The organism is Dictyobacter alpinus, assembly GCF_003967575.1.
In the GTDB taxonomy this organism is placed as follows: domain Bacteria; phylum Chloroflexota; class Ktedonobacteria; order Ktedonobacterales; family Ktedonobacteraceae; genus Dictyobacter; species Dictyobacter alpinus.
Genome location: NZ_BIFT01000001.1, coordinates 778,842 through 795,876, shown reverse-complemented (window position 1 = coordinate 795,876; position 17,035 = coordinate 778,842). Strand labels below are relative to the sequence as shown.

Annotated in this window: 15 protein-coding genes; 5 read left to right on the top strand and 10 right to left on the bottom strand. The window is 49.6% G+C overall.

The genetic code is table 11. The features are described from left to right. The first annotated feature begins 319 nt into the window (after positions 1-319). The 3 genes from EL633_RS03095 to EL633_RS03085 all read left to right on the top strand — a co-directional run bounded on the left by EL633_RS03095 (position 320) and on the right by EL633_RS03085 (position 5,712). Entirely contained in the window at positions 320-1,597 is a 1,278-nt protein-coding gene (locus EL633_RS03095) for a GntR family transcriptional regulator (RefSeq protein ID WP_161981900.1), read from the top strand. Positions 1,598-1,693: 96 nt separating this feature from the next. Further along, positions 1,694-3,718, top strand: a complete 2,025-nt coding sequence (locus tag EL633_RS03090) for a DUF5054 domain-containing protein (RefSeq protein ID WP_126625787.1) — start codon at positions 1,694-1,696, stop codon at positions 3,716-3,718. 494 nt (positions 3,719-4,212) lie between these two features. Next, complete coding sequence (locus EL633_RS03085) at positions 4,213-5,712, top strand: DUF4978 domain-containing protein (RefSeq protein WP_126625786.1); 1,500 nt, start codon at positions 4,213-4,215, stop codon at positions 5,710-5,712. 74 nt (positions 5,713-5,786) lie between these two features. Here EL633_RS03085 and EL633_RS03080 read toward each other — a convergent pair whose 3' ends face one another. Continuing rightward, positions 5,787-6,113: an IS3 family transposase gene (locus tag EL633_RS03080; protein WP_161981899.1), complete on the bottom strand. Its 327-nt coding sequence runs from the start codon at positions 6,111-6,113 to the stop codon at positions 5,787-5,789. A 129-nt stretch (positions 6,114-6,242) separates the two neighbouring features. On the opposite strand from EL633_RS03080, the gene EL633_RS03075 reads away from it, so the two are divergent. Then, a complete protein-coding gene (locus tag EL633_RS03075) occupies positions 6,243-6,932 on the top strand; it encodes an IS110 family RNA-guided transposase (RefSeq protein ID WP_126625784.1) in 690 nt (229 codons plus the stop codon). 1,479 nt (positions 6,933-8,411) lie between these two features. Beyond that, positions 8,412-8,672, top strand: a complete 261-nt coding sequence (locus tag EL633_RS03070; RefSeq protein WP_126625783.1) for a hypothetical protein — start codon at positions 8,412-8,414, stop codon at positions 8,670-8,672. A 60-nt stretch (positions 8,673-8,732) separates the two neighbouring features. Here the strand turns inward: EL633_RS03070 and EL633_RS03065 are convergent, their stop codons facing one another. The 9 genes from EL633_RS03065 to EL633_RS03025 form a co-directional block, all read right to left on the bottom strand. Further along, positions 8,733-9,041 carry a putative sulfate exporter family transporter gene (locus EL633_RS03065; protein WP_281275842.1) on the bottom strand — a complete coding sequence of 103 codons (309 nt, stop codon included), beginning with the start codon at positions 9,039-9,041 and terminating at the stop codon, positions 8,733-8,735. Positions 9,042-9,170: 129 nt separating this feature from the next. Continuing rightward, a complete protein-coding gene (locus tag EL633_RS03060) occupies positions 9,171-9,377 on the bottom strand; it encodes a hypothetical protein (RefSeq protein WP_126625781.1) in 207 nt (68 codons plus the stop codon). 166 nt (positions 9,378-9,543) lie between these two features. Continuing rightward, positions 9,544-10,092, bottom strand: a complete 549-nt coding sequence (locus EL633_RS03055) for an OsmC family protein (RefSeq protein ID WP_126625780.1) — start codon at positions 10,090-10,092, stop codon at positions 9,544-9,546. Positions 10,093-10,210: 118 nt separating this feature from the next. Beyond that, the gene (locus EL633_RS03050; RefSeq protein ID WP_126625779.1) at positions 10,211-11,065 is read right to left on the bottom strand and encodes a VOC family protein; all 855 of its coding nucleotides are present in this window, start codon (positions 11,063-11,065) and stop codon (positions 10,211-10,213) included. Between the two features lie 41 nt (positions 11,066-11,106). Further along, the gene (locus EL633_RS03045; RefSeq protein ID WP_161981898.1) at positions 11,107-12,087 is read right to left on the bottom strand and encodes an LLM class flavin-dependent oxidoreductase; all 981 of its coding nucleotides are present in this window, start codon (positions 12,085-12,087) and stop codon (positions 11,107-11,109) included. A 94-nt stretch (positions 12,088-12,181) separates the two neighbouring features. Next, positions 12,182-12,970, bottom strand: a complete 789-nt coding sequence (locus EL633_RS03040) for an ABC transporter ATP-binding protein (RefSeq protein ID WP_126625777.1) — start codon at positions 12,968-12,970, stop codon at positions 12,182-12,184. A gap of 12 nt (positions 12,971-12,982) precedes the next feature. Continuing rightward, entirely contained in the window at positions 12,983-13,858 is an 876-nt protein-coding gene (locus tag EL633_RS03035; RefSeq protein ID WP_126625776.1) for an ABC transporter ATP-binding protein, read from the bottom strand. Further along, entirely contained in the window at positions 13,855-15,669 is a 1,815-nt protein-coding gene (locus tag EL633_RS03030) for an ABC transporter permease (protein WP_126625775.1), read from the bottom strand. Before EL633_RS03030 ends, EL633_RS03035 begins: the two co-directional genes overlap by 4 nt. Positions 15,670-15,693: 24 nt before the next feature. Beyond that, entirely contained in the window at positions 15,694-16,842 is a 1,149-nt protein-coding gene (locus EL633_RS03025) for an ABC transporter substrate-binding protein (protein ID WP_218027411.1), read from the bottom strand. Between the last annotated feature and the right edge of the window lie 193 nt (positions 16,843-17,035).

Here is a 17,035-nt window from a genome sequence, read left to right as displayed (position 1 = left end):
CTCCCTATTGCGTTGTAAGCACATATGTTCCGTGACATACATCAATGAAGATGTGGCAAGCAATGTTGGTTGATATGCTGGTATGTTTAACTGGTATGTTGAGATCATACATAGGAAATATCTGTCTGTCAAGCCCTTTCAGCAATTTGTTTAAAATAGGTGAAGTTCCCTCTTTCTCTTTTTTCGCCTATTATCCTGATGGAATCGTGTGCGAGAAAGAGTTTTTTGTGCTATACTCAAAGAGTTGACAAAGTTATATACCATGGTATATGCTCAATTTATAACAGTAGAGTCACCGAACAATGAGAAGGATATCTTCATGTCTTCAGAGAAGGAACGAAAGCCAGGGGTATCGCTCCATCAGCAGATTGCGCAGAGCATTCAGCAAGATATTGTCCAACAGGGTCTGGCCCCTCATACCAGGATCTCCTCAGAAGCTGAGTTTACGCGTCAGTATGGGGTGAGTCACAATACCATTAATAAGGCGCTTGAACTCCTGGTTCACCAGGGGGTCCTCTATCGTCGGCGGCCCCAGGGTACCTTTGTTGCTGCACAAGGAGAACCAGTCCAGGCCGTTCAGGCAAAGAGAGGGAGCGAACCACAAAAGTCTGTCCCTCGTATCGGCCTGATCATCCCTTATATGGCCGATAGTTTTAGCAACACGATTGTGCTTGGCGTGGAGATGGAGGCGCGTACGGCAGGCTTCCGACTGGATTTTGCCTACTCTGAGAATGACTGGGCGATGGAGCGCTACCATCTCAAGCAATTTTTACAGGATGGAGTCGCAGGGATCGTGCTTTTCCCTGGAGATCATCCTATCGCCATTCAGAACGGTCGCTTTGTTTCAACCGAGCATAAAGAGCGGATAGAGATGCTGCACGAGCTACAACAGCAACAGATGCCCTTTGTGCTGCTTGATCGTTATATCCCAGAAGTTGTGTGTAATCATGTCGTCTCCGACGATTTCACCGCTGGCTATGCTGCCACGCAGCATCTCATCTCCCAGGGACATCAGCGCATCGGCTATATCTCGATTATTCCCGAGATGACCAGTAGTGCAAACCGCTATCTGGGTTATCTGCGTTGTCTTGCTGACAATGGTCTGAGCAGTGACCAGAACTTGATTTTACAGACCTTGCACCAGGAACTCCCTGATCTCTCTTTGTCTCGAACGCTTGATCCTGTAGATCGGGCGCGAGTCGTTGAGTATCTGCAACAGGAGCAACGGCCCGATGCGCTTTTGGCAATGAATGATTATGTTGCTTTGCAGGTTTTGCAGGCTGCTCAGGAGATCAATCTACGCATTCCTCAGGCTCTAGCACTCGTCTGCTGCGGTGGTGTCGATATTGGAGAGTTTACTCGCGTCCCATTAACCAGCATTCTTCAGCCAGGTGCAGAACTTGGGCGCCAGAGTACGCGTATCCTCCTGAACTTGATTACACAACGTACCTCAAAAGTGCACCAGGTAGTCCTGCCCGTAAACCTGATTATCCGCCAGAGTTGTGGTGCGAACGAACGTCCAATCATCAACGAGCGAGCGATCGCGCGTGCATTGCCAGCTCTTCATGAAGATAGTGGACAGACCAGGGTACTTTGAAAGAGCTCTAAGCGTTCCCACTTCCTCTAAATAGTCCTATACCGTGTCATAATCGTTGCGAATGCGCAAATCTTCTATGAGAGAGAGAAACGCACTATGTTGGTGAACTCACCAGAGTATATTCATCTTATCTTTAAAACCCACCTTGATCTCGGATTTACAGATCTGGCGAAAAATGTCGCCGAGCAGTATTTTACCCACTATATCCCCCAGGCTCTGACGACGGCGAAGCGCTTCCGCGCCGAGGGGAGCGCCGAGCGTTTTATCTGGACGCTTGGTTCCTGGCTTATCTATGAATATCTCGAACAGGCCTCTCCAAAAGAGCGTGCAGTCCTGGAAGAAGCGATAGTGGCAGGTGATATTGTCTGGCACGGCCTTCCATTTACCACACATAGCGAACTTATGGACTCCTCGCTCTTTGTCCATGGGCTCAGCCTCTCCCAGAGCCTTGATCGGCGTTTTGGCAAAAAGACCATCGCGGCCAAGATGACGGACGTGCCAGGGCATACGCGTGCAATGGTGCCGCTGCTCGCGCAAGCTGGGATCGTCCTGTTGCATATTGGAGTCAATCCCGCCTCAATCGTCCCAGATGTGCCTCCGGTCTTTGTGTGGCGAGATCCGCGTGGCGCAGAGGTCATCGTGGTCTATCAAGCAGGCGCATATGGAGGGCTGACCACCGTATCTGGGACCACCGCTGCATTAGCATTTGCGCATACCAATGATAATATCGGGCCTCAGTCTTATGAACAGGTGCAGCAGGTCTACCGAGAGTGGCATACACAATTTCCGGATACCGCAATTCAAGCTTCGACTCTGGATGCGTTCGCCCACGCTATTTTCCCTTATAAAGACACGCTTCCCGTGATAACACAAGAGATTGGTGATACCTGGATTCATGGTATTGGTACCGATCCCGCTAAGGTCGCGCAATTTCGTGAGCTCTCGCGCCTGCGCCGCCAATGGTCAGGCAATGGTCAGTTCAAAGAGAATGCCAAAAAGTTCGAGCGTTTCAGTACCGCTCTTTTGCTTATCCCTGAGCACACCTGGGGCCTCGACGAAAAAGAGCACCTCAATGACTACACCCATTATCAAAAAGAGCAGCTTGCCCTTTTGCGTACGCAGCCCCATACCCAACACTTTGAGGCCTCCTGGCAGGAGCAACGGAACTATATTCAAGACGCGTTGCAAGCCCTGGGAGGGACTTCAGTTGCTCAAGAGGCGCATTGGCGCCTTGCACAACTTGTGCCGCAGCCCTTCGATTCAACTGGTTTTGTCGCGGTTGAAGATTGGGAGCAGGTATTTACGACCGCCCATTTTACGCTGAGTTTCGCGCGCAGCGGATCCCTTAATCTGCTTAAAGAGAGAACAAGTGGCCGCGTCTGGTCCTCGCAAGAGCATCAACTTGGCCTCTTTCATTATGAAACCTTTGCTGCCTCTGATTACAAGCGGTACTGGGAGCAATATTGTATTAACAAGGAAGAGACCTCCTCCTGGTCCCTCAAAGACTTTACCAAACCAGGACTGGACCAGACTGCGCCGAAACACTTAATCTGGCAACCCGTCATTACAAACTTCAGATGGAAACAGGATGCAGAGGGATATGCCTTTCTTCTGGATCTCTCCCTGCCTGCCGAGTGTAGCTCCTCATGGGGGGGCCCTGCACGCCTTTCGCTCCTCATCAACGCACTCCATGCAGACACTCAGCTCACCTTTACCCTGCAATGGTTCGAAAAACCAGCCAGTCGTCTACCTGAAGCCCTCTGGTTCTCATTTAGTCCTGTCGTCAGTTATGAAGAAGGTTGGCTGCTTGAGAAAATGGGTCAGTGGATCTCTCCACTTGACGTAATCACAAATGGTAATCGACATCTCCATGCTGTAGGCCGAGGTGTGATGTATAAAACGAGCGAGGAGGAGCTTTTACTTGAGACCCAGGACGCAGCTCTTGTCGCACCGGGTCAGCCATCATTGCTTGATTTCACACAGCAGCAGCCATCTATGTTGCAGGGAATGCACTTTAATCTGTTCAACAATATCTGGGGGACCAATTTTCCGATGTGGTATGAAGACGATGCACGTTTTCGTTTCACACTAGCGATACAATCGCCTGATAGTAAGGTGTGATAATGGAACCAGGTATGTAATTGCCTGCTTTGCCCGCTTCCCCTTATCATTTGGTGTAGCCGGCAAATAATCACCATTTAAAATAAATCCGCCATTGTATAATCTGCTCGTACTAAACAGGCGCAAGCGGTCTCGCTTCTCTCCCAGACGTCCCTGAGTCGCCGAATTGATAATCGAGTTTCGTATCATGGATGGGCATAAAATCTTTTCTATGTTCTCTTTATAAGAAGAGCATATACCATGGTATATGAAATTGCCAACCCTTTGAATGGAGCGGCTGAAAATCCTTTCTAGCCTGTCTAATAGCTTTTATCCAGGCATAGAAGTGGAGAAAACCCTGTATTTGTATTGTATAGGAATATTGGAGAGTCCCCTTGACAGAGAAAACCTTCTCATGTATCCTCGTAATATACCAGAACATTTAACTGGTATATTACGAGGTGAAAGTAGTATTGCTCAATGTTTTTGAGGCAGTGTTTCCAAGGAAGGAACGTATGTTAAAAAAATCGTTGGTTTTCTTTACCATCGCCACCCTGCTTCTAGCGGCCTTGACCATCATTCCCCAGCATGCTAAAGCTGCAACAGTGGTCTCACGTGTGGTAGTAAGCCCTGAGGGGAAGGGATATCTTGAGGTTGATGGCAAGCCCTATCTCGATCTGCATGTGCAAAATGGGGGTGTATTGTTGCCCTCGAAACTGCCCTTGAGTTTTTTTGAAAATTACTACGAAAAGACGGCTCAGGCTAATATCAAGACCGCTTCGGTGATTTTTCGCTGGAGCAATATCGAACCTGGCAATCAGGGTGAGTACGACTGGACGATTATCGATAGATATGTCGATTGGGCCAATAAGTATGGCCTACGCCTGGATCTCGCCTGGTTCGGTACCAATGGTTCGGGTGGTGCGTACCTCAATGGCCTCAACGAGGATACCACTGTTCCCGCCTACTTGCAAGATAAAGATAGGTATTGGGGGGCTGGCGATGGTGGTAATTATGCTCCCTGGCTGCCCGATGGTGGACCCCATGATGCCGATGCTCGCTTTGTGTTTCAAGCTGAGCGCAATGCTGTCTCCGCTCTGTTTAATCACCTGGCAAATTACGATACCAATCATCGTGTGATCTTCTTCCAGCTTGACAATGAGGTCAACGATACGCCTACATGGAATGGGCAGCGAGGGATCTGGCTTGATCTGCTCAATCAACTGGGAGGAGTAATTAAGAACTCAGATTATGTTGTCGCGACCAGGATCAATCTGGGGGGAGGGAGCGTAAATGATGCAGATATTACGCCGCTCTCCAACGTTGATGCCGTAGGCTACGATCCTTATACTCTGCAGCCGGACGATATCCGTAATATTATTTCCTCAACGACCTCTAAGTATCGCTATATCGCTGAAAATTCGGGAGGGTATGGCAATACCTCGACGCTTGCCCTTACTGCGTTGGTCAATGGAGGTTTCTACGATATCTGGCAGATTGTTGATAATGCCACCTATCCGCAAGGAATCTACGCAGATTCGGCAGAGGGTGCGGCCAACGATTACCGCAACTGGACATTGGGCAATAGCTATCCCCTTAAATACGGTCTTGATAGCACGCAACGCCTGTATGGTGTCCTGAACAAGATCCCGACAATCGTCGCTACAGCGCCTACGAGCAAGATAGCTGGCTACAACATCGATACCTTTCTGCCTGAAGGGAACTATGGGCAGGCCAAAGTGGTGAATGGCAAAGACCTTTCGTTCTCTACAGATAGTGGAGCGGTTGGGCTGATCGTCAACAAAGATAATTATTACTACGCCCTATCGGATGCACGTGATGGAACCGCGAACTACTTCTCAACGGCGCAAGAGCCTGCCTCAGCCTCGGTTGGTTATATCGATGACAACGGCAATTGGGTCAATGAGGCCAATGTTCCCGTGACCGATAATGGGAACGGTACCTGGGGAATTTTCTACTATCCCGGCTCAGTCCTCAGGATCGAGCTACCCTGACTATCCTTTTAGCTGGTAAGCATTTTCTGATGCGAGGAAGCGGCGACGAGCTCTCTCCTCGCATCAGAAAATGCTTATTCTACTTTCCGCCCATGACCTCGGTTGCTCCAGCCGTGACCCACGTGAAACTGCGGTGCTTGCATCAGTCGGACCACGCGTTTGCGTGAGCAATGGAACCCACGTGCTTTGAGTACCGCATGAATGCGTGGACTGCCATACACGTGGCGATGATCCAGGAAAATCTGTTGAATCTCAGCAGATAAACGGGCATCTTCTCGGCTATGCTGGGACGCTTCGCGATTTCGCCAGCCATAATAGCCACTGATGGAGACTTCCAGCGTCTTGCAGAGTCGTGTGACGGGATACACGTCCTCGTGTTCTGCAATGCAAGGAAAGATCACAGCTGACTGCGCGAGAAGATATTCAGAGATCTTTTTAATATATTACGCTCATGTTTTGTGATTTCCAGCTTTTGCTTTAAACATCGAATATCTTCTTCTTGTGGCTTCTGATGACCACTGCCAGAACATATGAAGGCTGTCCCTGGAAGAAAGACAGATATTAAAGACAGTGAATGGCTGGCGGATCTGCTCCGCCACGGCTTGCTCCAGTCGAGCTTCATCCCCCCTAAACCCATCCGGGAATTTCGTGACCTCACCCGCTACCGCAAGTCCCTCGTAGCGGAGAGAACACAAGAGGTCAACCGGCTCCAGATGCTGCTAGAGGGGGCAAATATCAAATTGGCGTCGGTCGTGACAGATGTATTAGGCAAAAGTGGTCGAGCGATGCTTGAAGCACTCGCTGCTGGCGAAAGTGATGCAGAAGAACTGGCGGCATTGGCTCGGGGACGCTTACGCACGAAGATTCCCCAATTGCAACAGGCATTGAATGGTCTGGTTCCACCTCGTCATCGCTTTCTCGTTGATCAAATCCTGACGAATATCGATTTTTTGGAAGGAGCCATTGCGTATGTCCAGCAGGAAATCGAGCAGCGATTGCGTGCCCATCAGGAGGAAGTGGAATTGCTCCAAACAATCCCTGCAGTCAAAGCCAATGCCGCTGCAACCATCATTGCCGAGATTGGAACTGATATGAGCCGCTTTCCTTCTGCCAAACATCTCGCATCGTGGGCGGGGGGGTGTCCAGGCAACAAGCAGAGTGCGGGGAAACGCCTGAAGAATGGGATCACCAAGGGGAACCCATATCTGCGAGCCGTCTGAGCTGAAGTCGTCTGGAGTATCACGCGCACCGATACGTATTCAGCAGCGCAATCGCATCGCATCGCACGAAAAAAAGGAAAACGGCGAGCCGTGATGGCGGTGGCCCATAGCTTGTTGGTGATTATCTATCACGTTTTGCGAGACAAGAAGCCATATGAGGAGTTGGGAGCAGAGTACTTGGATCATCTGGATACCGAGAAAACACAACGTTATTATGTACGGTGATTAGAGCAACTTGGGTATACAGTCGAACTCTCTCCGACTCAAGTTGCCTGATGAGGGCGAGATTTCTCACGTTCCACTGAGAGATAACGGAGATTTTCCGAGGAATGCTTCTATATTGGAGATGGGAGCAGCCACGAACTCAGTGGCGCAGCTAACGCAGGTTTATATCCAGTGCTATTGACTGGTTCTGATAATGATAAGGATGCTATTCGCCCTGATGCAGAAATCTGGCAAGGTCCATCCATCTCACTTATCAGTGATGTTATGACACTCATTTCATGAAAAAATCAGGACCTCTTCTTTTTTCTGACCCAACATTGCTCACGGCACCGCGAGTTTCCGTCAACATTGTAGGTATTACCCTGAAACAGATGAATTAAGTGGTCACAATTAGCTTCTCAAGGAGAGCATAAACAATTACTTTTCCACCATTATGGTTTGATAAGTGATTGCTTATGGTTAAGATCAATCAGAATCGCGTTCTCAACCATAAGTGATGTATACTCCATCTCTGCCTTCGTTGCTATCCAGAAGAAAGCAGATAGAGATTTTTATTTTTTGAGTAATTGTGAGAGCTCGTACCGACGATCAGTGCGAATATAGGTATCTGGAATTGTGATAGTGTGGCCACCAAACGGCTGCAAGATGTAGCCAATGATGGCAGATCAGTGCTGAAATTTCATCTCAACATTACCTGTTGCCACAAGGATCTCTACCAGATTTGCTAGTTCACGGTCCCAGTGCCGCAGGTCTTCGGCCAACTGAGGTTGTCTCGGCCACCATCTTTGTTGTAATTGATAATGGAACACGAGTAGGTTCTGTAGATAAGTATGCATGAAGAGGAGCGCTTGTGCTGGCTTCCTTTGTGTTTGGTCTTTCACAATAGCATGAAAGTGCAGTGCTTTCGATTTGATGTGGTAGAGATCTTCAGGGGGAGACGGTGTGACGTTGGAGGTGCCGAGCCTTCTCTTGCCGTACCTTTTGTATCAAAGATGATCAGGCTTCTTATTATTGAGAGATTCAAGTGGCGATCATGCTGCTCAATTTCATCGTATGTTACACTTTTAAACTTTTCCAGTGAGAAAAAATAAGAGTAAGTGTTATATCCTCCTTGTACTTCTTCAGCCGTAAAATAGGATCCTACAGCATATCAGAAGAATCTTCGATACAAATAATGCATATTGTATATAAAGAAGAAATAAATGAGTTGTATTATTATAGATGTCATTTACCTGTTTCGAAAGGATTCACATCATGGAAACTGCTCTTACTGTACCCCTATTAAAATTTCAGATTGATATGGCAAATAGGTTGTATCAGCAATTACGGCAATGGAAGGATATAGATCAAGCACTTGAAGCTTTGCACATTCGCTTTCCTGAATTCGACGTAGACGCAACGCTGTTCAAGGTTGTTGCTGTGAATGTTTTACAGCTCTGCTTAAAAAAAGAAGTATATCTTGAGCTTGCCATGGCACTGTGGAATCAGGGTGCACATGATGCCCACCTGGTTTGATGATAAAGGACGGAAGAGAATAGGGAGAAGACTATGTGTACAGATCAGGCGAGAACTGCTTCAACAACTCGCACCGCAGTATCGACAGGCCGCATCAGCACAGCCACCGGCGCCAATTTTGACCAGATTGACGAGATTGATGCTTGCTCCCAACAGAATGACGCCAGTCTTGAGAAAGAATTCTGTGCGAAATGCTGCTGAGAGCCGTTCTTGTAAACCGAGGAGGCTGAGAACTCCTCTGGCTGCAAAACCGAGAATGATAGCGTAGATAGGAAAGTCGGCCGTTTTGAAAATGCGATTCAGGGTACCTGTAAAGAGGAAGGGTAATTGTTTGGTCAACCACCAGACCGCGACGCTTAAAGCGATCACGATTACGAGTGAGATGAGAAACTCTCCCCAGCGTTGCTAGGGACGACCGGTAGAGATACCTTCAGCGTGAATGTGGGTGCTCAAACCCCTTCTCCCTTCAGCGTATCTGCTGAACATAGAGCCCAAACACTACGGAATAGAATGCAGGAGACCCACTACAAGCAGGATGACGAGCAGTAATCCAAACAGGGTTGCTAACCAATCTTCATTGAGATACTGGTACCAGTTTCGTGATTGGCGAGCCTGTAGGACGCCGTTGTCGTTTGTCGCATCCGCATTGGTTGTGGGATCAGCTGGTGCGGCTGTAGTGTTCTCATCGAAATTTCCGGTAGACATGGTTTCACACCTTTCAAGAATGTTATGCAAGGGCACTATTGATAGAGATATGTCGACGTTTGGACGAGCGAATATAACACCATAGTGTTGGCAATGAGCAGCCTGCCCGGCCTGAGAGAAGAAGTCGCATGGAAACTTCGACCGCTTCTTCAGGCTCTATGAGCAGTTATGCGTCGTTCGCAATCTCCTTGTCGGTCGTATGAACGAGTTCGCCGTGGATCTGTTGTGGATTGATGAGCAGGTTGAGGATAGGGCAGGCGCGCTCAACCGCATCGTGGAGTGCTGCGATCTCCTCAGCTGAAGCTGGCGAGTCGATATGGACGGTATAGGAGATATTGTGCGGATAGACAGGTACGTTCTCGTAGCCTGGTTGTCCTGACCGTGCGTCAATCTGAGCGGTAACCTCAACGTCTAGCGCATTGAGCGGTACTTCGCGTTGCGCTGCTTGAATGAGAAAGACATGGGACAGACAGCTGCCCAGGACTCCGAGCTGCAATTCAGGGGAGGTGGGACCAAGATCGTAGCCAGCGAAATCTGGACCACTATCGCTGATAATCTGGAAGTCGCGAATGCGAATACGGCGCACACCACTACGACCTTCAACGTTTGCCGTAGCCCGCAGTGTGTGTGGATCGGTTCCATTGGCCTCTGCTTGTTCACGTCGTGTAATCAATGCCTGTCGTTTCTGGGCCAGATATTCGTTCAGATTACTCATATTTTTGCCTCCTTGATGGCTCTTAGAGCCTGCGCATGAATCTGTCGCCTTATCCAAAGGGACGTTAATGACGCTTTGAGTGACTTCGTTATGAAAAACGAAAGATAACGATTGCTGCTTATGCTACAAAGGTAATGATAATGCCATCTGTTTGGTCTGGATTGAGCACAAGCTTTTCACCAGGTTCAGTCTGTTGATGAAATCGAATGTTCTGCCGCTCCAAAAATTGCCGTGTAGCTTCCAGGCTTTTGACCGCGAAGCTCAATGCAAATGGACCCTCGCCTTTTTCTACAAAGAAACTCTGCTTCCCTTCCGGAGAAAAGAGATCAATCTTTTCTTTCCCAATGGCAAGCGTCACATGCTGCGTGTCCTGATCGTTCTCTCGTTGCAGCAGTTCAAGGCCGAGCTGATTCTGATAGACATCTAACGTCTTTGCTAGATCACGCGTTGCCACCGCAATCTGCACCCAGGCTGTCGCACCATTGCGATGTGTGCCCGGTTGATCTATCTGTAATCTTTGCTCATCGGGGATATCCCATTGGATAAGAAATGGCCAGGGACGGTTCCATGGAGGGCCAGCGGGAGATACGGTCCGCCATGAGAGGGTCTGTCCATCAGGGCGAGTGCGTTGCATAGGATTTGGATGCGGCAACTCGTTCCCCTCTCCTTTAAAATGTTGCGCATCTTGCTCTATTTGTGTGGTCGCAAGAGCATACCCTACCAGAGCAGTTTCCCGGCCATGCAAAGCGTCAAGAATGGTCAGGCCATTAACCGTGCTGGCTCTTGCCTCGGTTTCATCATACACAGAGAGCAGTTCAAAATAATCGAGGCCGAAGCGGACCAGCGCATTATGCGTCCCTCTTCCACTATGACGTCCTCCTGGTACCGCATCGAAGCCAAGGTATTGAAATTTCTGAACGGCGCGATCGAGATCGCGAACGGCGATGACCGCATGATCAAAGCGTGTTGGCATAGAGTATCTCCCTTCCCTGGTATCCGTCTTTCTCTATCTACTCAGTGAAATGCTGCAAGCACTTCGTCAGTGACACGTGCAAATTGGTAATCCTGGTGATAGCTGGTCAGCCTCAACGTAATTGTTGTGGCTCCAGCCTCGATGAATGCCTGCAACTTCTCGATGCAGCGACTGGGAGGACCGAGAGCGACCCACTCTTCAAGACGCTGCCGCGTATAATCTGTGGTATAGTACACGTCCAGAAAACGCTTGCTTTCCTGTAATGCAGCTTCATAATCTTCGTTGACAGTGATGTTATAGTACAGGGCCACCTCGAAGTCTGGACCAAGCTCGCGCCCTTCCTCTCGAGCATACCCGCGTATTGCCTCAAGATTTTTCGCCAGAGACTCTGGTGAGTTGCCTGTCGTCATCCACCCATCTCCGTACTTTACTACTCGCCGCAGAGCTCGTTCGGCAAGCCAGGGTGTATGAGGATCGGGATTAGCTGTGACCCAGATGGGAATTGGTTGTTGCACCGGACGCGGTAGGACGGTAATGCTATTGAACTGGTTGTATTCCCCTTGATAGCTGACGTGCTCTCGCGAGGAGGTAAGGCGGAGGATCTCGATAGCCTCTTCCTGGCGGCGCATACGTGAAGCTGGTTCAATGTGGAAAGCAGCAAACTCTTCTGTGAAGTTGCCACTTCCTGGTGCTCCCTGGCAGGATACAAAGATGGTACGGCCATTAGAAAGAAAATCAAGGCTGATCCATTGGTAGGCCAGAAGGAGGGCGTCGCGTAGAGGAGTGCTGGCAAAGCAGCCCGGACCAAGTTTGACTCGCTTTGTTCTGGCGGCCAGGGCACCCAGGAGCACCAGCGCATCCAGGCGTGGTTTCGCAAAAATGGAGTCACCGACCCAGACCGAGTCCCAGCCAGTGGCTTCGGCCTTTTCTGCCAATGCTAACATCTCATCAACGGTGGTTGCTCCAGTCACAATTCCGCGATTGGGCAGCGTCAGGCCAAATTGTACCTTGTGAGAAGGCATCGTGATCCTCCTTTGTTCTACAGTTGCGTACATGTGGACTCATATGAGAAGAGACCTCTGTTTGAAAATGGCAGGGTACCTTTGCATTCTTCTGTTAAGCGTCTCTCGCTTTCTGCTCACCGACGCGTTGACCAAGATAGGCTTCACGTATCGCCAGATTATTGAGCAGCTCACTGGCCAGACCGTCAAGCACCATATGTCCGCTTTGCAATATGTAGCCGCGTGAAGCGATTGAGAGCGCCAGTTCCGCATTCTGTTCTACCATAAAAATGGTTACTCCTGTACGATTTATAGCGACAATGGTTTCCAGGACACGCTCAACAAAGATTGGGGCGAGCCCCATAGTTGGCTCATCCATGCAGATCAAGCGTGGACGGCTCATCAACGCACGCGCGAAAGCCAGCATCTGCTGCTCACCACCACTTAATGTCCCTGCCCTTTGGCGTCGTCTTTCGGCCAGACGTGGAAATACCTCAAACATATGCAGGAGATCCTGTTTGATCTCTTGACGTGACGAGCGCAGATAGGCTCCTACACGAAGATTCTCCTCGATGGTCATCTCCGCAAAGACACGTCTGGCTTCAGGGACCGAGGCTATCCCGCGTCGTATAATCTGTGGAGTCTGTAAGCGTGTTGTGTTTTGTCCATCCAGGAACACCTCTCCTGCACGGGGATGGAGCAATCCCAGAATAATCTTCATTGTGGTCGATTTCCCAGAGGCATTTCCGCCGAGCAGACAGACGATCTCTCCTTCATCGATATGCAACGATACGTTGCTGAGTGCTTGAGCGGAACCATAGTATGCATCGATTCCTTGTAGCTCTAGCAGGTGATGCCTTGTAGGCTCTTGTTTCCCTAAGAGATCTCCAGATAGCTGTGTCATTGGTCTTGCTCCTTACATCTGCCTTGTGAGAGAGCGCCGTCGTCCAATATACGCCTCGATGACCTGTTCATTGTTCTGTATTTCACCGGGTGTTCCCTGGGCAATCAATTTTCCTCCATCCATAACCAGGATATGATCTGATACTTGCATGACGAGATCAAGTTTATGTTCAATCAGAAGCAGCGTTTGTCCTTCAGTGCGAAGTTTTTGTAACTGGTCAAGTACTTCCGCCGTTTCCGTTGGATTCATGCCCGCAGTTGGTTCATCTAGTAACAGCAGGTGTGGTTGTAACGCGAGTCCGCGTGCTATTTCAGTACGGCGTCTATTGGCATAGGAGAGCGTATATGCAAGTTGTTCTTCACGTGGCAGGAGGCGTTCACCAAAGCGTTCCATCTGTTGCCGGGCCTCAGCGAGCAATTTTTGCTCTTCTGCTCGGACGTGTGGTGGGCGCAGTATGGCCATGGTGGTCTCTGCTAGCAGTGAGACCCAACGCAAGACAGGGATATGGCGCAGGAAGGCGAATGGGCGCGCGGCATCCAGGTGTGTATGCATACCAACCAGAATGTTATCGCGCACGCTCATATTGCCGAATACACGGCCATTTTGAAAGGTGCGCGCAATACCAAGCTCTGCAATACGCTCCGGACTGTATCCACTGATGCGCTTTCCTTGAAAAATGACCTGCCCCTTTGCCGGTCGTAGTACCCCGCTGATGAGATTGAGCATGCTGGTCTTGCCAGAACCATTCGGACCGATCAGGCTGACGGTGTGCCCTGGCTGAATGGTAAAAGAGACATCATCCACAGCTCGTACCGCGCCAAAGGTTTTGACGAGGCTACGTACCTCTAACAATGGAATATCCGTTCCCGTATCTGGTGGTATTGTCATGATTTCCCCCATATACCCTGTGGCCTGAAGCGTATTAATAGAAGGAGCAAGAGACCGTAGCCAAGGTAGCGTACATCCTGGAGGGGACGGAACAACTCGGGTGTTCCCACCAGGATCAGGGTTCCCAGTATTACCCCAAATGAGCTACCCATACCTCCTAGAATAACAATTGTCAGGGCCAGCATTGAGATTGTGAGATCAAATATGTCCGGGCTAATGTAGGTATACTGATGCGCCAGCAAGCTCCCTGCCAGTCCGGCGATAAAGCCACCAATGGCGAAGACCAGAGATTTATAATCGGCCAGCGGAATACCGGATGATTGTGCGGCAACCTCATCTTCTCGGATGGCATGCCATCCCCGTCCAAGGTGAGAACGTTGAAGCCGTGTGACCAGTGCGATGACACCGAGCAGAATCACCAGGCACAGCAGATAGAAGGCGACAGGGGTATTCAGTGTATAGCCAAAGAGCACGGGGGCCGGAATATTACTGACCCCCATCGGACCATAGGTAATGTTCTGGAAACTGAGGAGGGCCGCACTGATCATTGCGCTCGTGCCCAGCGTGGCAATGGCGACATAATGTCCACGCAATTTGAGGACAGGAGCCATCACGACGACGCTTATACATGCGGCAATGATACCTGCAACTGGGAAGGCCAGCCAGAATGGCCAGCCATGCTCTCTGGTAAGAAGGGCCGACGTATATGCTCCGATGGCAAATGGTCCCGCCTGCCCTATCGAGATCTGACCGGCGGTCCCAGAGATTAAGGTCAGAGAGAGCGCGAGGATAGAGAAGATGGCCACTAGAGTACCGATCTGAATGAGATAATCTCCTCCGAAGAATGGTAACACGACCGCTGCCAGGACAATCATGATTCCGATATACCAGGGTTGAAGTCGCCAGCCTTTTGTATTGCCAAAGAAGGTTCCTGTCAAAGGTTCCTGTGAAAGAGGGTTGAATGTGCCGAAGAGGCCTCCGGGTTTGAACCAGAGGACTCCCAGCAGAACAGCAAATGTAATGAATTGTCGTACCACATCCCCAAACCAGGTCACACCAAAGGCTTCAACGACTCCCAGAAAAAGTCCACCGACGATAGCACCAGGTAAGCTTCCCAGACCGCCGAGAGTGGCGGCCGCGAATCCTTCCAGACCAGCGTTAAAGCCATTGGTCGGAGAGACATTGCTATAATACATGCCAACCAGGACTCCCGCTATGCCACCGAAGGCCGAGGCAATAGCAAAGGTCAGACTTTGGATAGCGGCCACAGAGATACCCATCTGCCTGGCTGCATCACGATCCTGAGCAGTGGCTCGTATGGCCCAACCAAGCCGCGTATACTTTAAAAAGATCCAGAGTCCCAGGACACTTACCAGACTGACCGCTAGAATGGTGACATCAAGTGTGCCGAAACGTATCCCGGCTACCTCGAGGTTATCGGTCGGGAGCAGGCTTGGGAAACGCCGTGTATTGCTGGCAAAAAGAAGCTGAGAAGAATAGTCAAGTACAAATGAAGCCGCCAGGGTCGAGAGGAGCGTTGCTATCGGTGGAGCGCTACTAAATGGTCGTACGCAGATAAACTCGATGGCCACACCCAGTAACGCCGTGATCACAATAGCGCCCAATAGGGTTGCCCATAATGGCCAGCCGAGGCCCACAACAAACCACCAGCCTACCATGGCTCCAATCGCGAAGATAGAACCATGGGCAAAGTTTACCAGGTTTGCGACGCCGAAAATCAACGACATTCCTATGGCGATGAGAACATAAGTATTCCCATTGATGAGTCCACTGATGAATACGCTGAGCATACTGGCTCTCCTAGCCTTTTTCTGTCACCCATTCCAGGGCACAAATTGACCATTTTGAACCGTGACGAGATACGATTTATATTGTGCGACACGCCGATCTGGACCAAACTGGAAGGGGCCATATTGTAAGCTGGGAATGTCCTTTCCGCTTTTTAATGCATGAAAGATTCCTTCACGGGTTGCGCCTCCCTGCTTTACCGCCCAGATCAAGACATGTAAGGCGTCATATGCCCCTTCTGCGAAGCCATCTGGAATGGTTTGATAGCGTTTCTTATATGCCTTGACAAAGGTTTGTACTTCGGGACGTGGATCGGTAGGGAGAAATTCAGCTGTTAGAATAACGCCATTCGCCGCGTTTCCTGCCAGGCTGATAAATTGTGGAGAATAGGCGGACCCATCTGCGAAGATCGGGGCTGTGATCCCAACCAGACGAGCTTGCTGTACAATCAATGCTGCGTCGTTATAGTAAGAATGGAGCGCGATTAAGTTTGGGTTCGCCGCTTTGACCTGTAAAAGAAGGGCGCGAAAATCCTTTTCCGTGCTCAAATAATTTTTTTCCAGCACAATATCGATACCGAGAGATTTGGCTTTATTGATATAGATACCTGCTGTTGTGTTTCCCCAGTCCGTATTCAGATAAAGTACTGCCTGTTTCGTTCCCTTGAGCTCATTAATGGATCTCTTAGCCATATCGACTGCCGCCACGCTCTGTGTGACCGAGGTGCTAAACATATGATCTCCACCTGACGTGAATTTAGGATGTGAGTTGGTAAAGCCGAATTGTACCAATCCCGCACGTTGATAGATAGATGAGGCTGCCATAGAAGCGGGACTGGCGAAATCTCCTAGCTCAGCCAGGATCGTTGGATCACTCGCAAATTTCTGTGCGACAAGCACTGATTGTTTGGGATCAGCCTGTGAATCTTGATAATTCAGTTCTATCTTACGGCCGTTGATTCCCCCTTTGCTATTCACCTCATCTAAGACCATAGCCCAGGCCTTTTTCCAGGTCTGCCCATACTCTGCGTTATCTCCTGTAAAGGGACCAGATACTCCAAATGTGATAGCATCGCTTGAAACCGCAGCTGTTGATGGTGCGAGTCCGCATCCAGCCAGGGTAAGCATTCCTACTGCGGTGGCTGCGCGAATAAGAAATTGGCGTCGTGTAGTCACAGAAACCTCCTTCATCTCCCATGGAGTGCAACGTATGTTGATGGCTTGATGAAAAATATAGCGACTGGTAAAAAGGCATGCAGACATAAATATGTCATTATGACATAACGTCATGTTGTACTTAAGAAGTAAAGGTATAGGGGGAAGTTGACTCCTTTCCCTCGTATGAGTAAAGAGTTCCTTTTCAGACTAC

What these genes read in the sequence shown, in the direction of transcription:
- EL633_RS03085 (WP_126625786.1), top strand. Translation starts at nt 4,213, where the DNA reads ATGTTAAAAAAATCGTTGGTTTTCTTTACCATCGCCACCCTGCTTCTA.
- EL633_RS03055 (WP_126625780.1), bottom strand. Translation starts at nt 10,092, where the DNA reads ATGAGTAATCTGAACGAATATCTGGCCCAGAAACGACAGGCATTGATT.
- EL633_RS03050 (WP_126625779.1), bottom strand. Translation starts at nt 11,065, where the DNA reads ATGCCAACACGCTTTGATCATGCGGTCATCGCCGTTCGCGATCTCGAT.
- EL633_RS03030 (WP_126625775.1), bottom strand. Translation starts at nt 15,669, where the DNA reads ATGCTCAGCGTATTCATCAGTGGACTCATCAATGGGAATACTTATGTT.
- EL633_RS03075 (WP_126625784.1), top strand. Translation starts at nt 6,243, where the DNA reads ATGAAGGCTGTCCCTGGAAGAAAGACAGATATTAAAGACAGTGAATGG.
- EL633_RS03070 (WP_126625783.1), top strand. Translation starts at nt 8,412, where the DNA reads ATGGAAACTGCTCTTACTGTACCCCTATTAAAATTTCAGATTGATATG.
- EL633_RS03035 (WP_126625776.1), bottom strand. Translation starts at nt 13,858, where the DNA reads ATGACAATACCACCAGATACGGGAACGGATATTCCATTGTTAGAGGTA.
- EL633_RS03060 (WP_126625781.1), bottom strand. Translation starts at nt 9,377, where the DNA reads ATGTCTACCGGAAATTTCGATGAGAACACTACAGCCGCACCAGCTGAT.
- EL633_RS03095 (WP_161981900.1), top strand. Translation starts at nt 320, where the DNA reads ATGTCTTCAGAGAAGGAACGAAAGCCAGGGGTATCGCTCCATCAGCAG.
- EL633_RS03090 (WP_126625787.1), top strand. Translation starts at nt 1,694, where the DNA reads ATGTTGGTGAACTCACCAGAGTATATTCATCTTATCTTTAAAACCCAC.
- EL633_RS03045 (WP_161981898.1), bottom strand. Translation starts at nt 12,087, where the DNA reads ATGCCTTCTCACAAGGTACAATTTGGCCTGACGCTGCCCAATCGCGGA.
- EL633_RS03040 (WP_126625777.1), bottom strand. Translation starts at nt 12,970, where the DNA reads ATGACACAGCTATCTGGAGATCTCTTAGGGAAACAAGAGCCTACAAGG.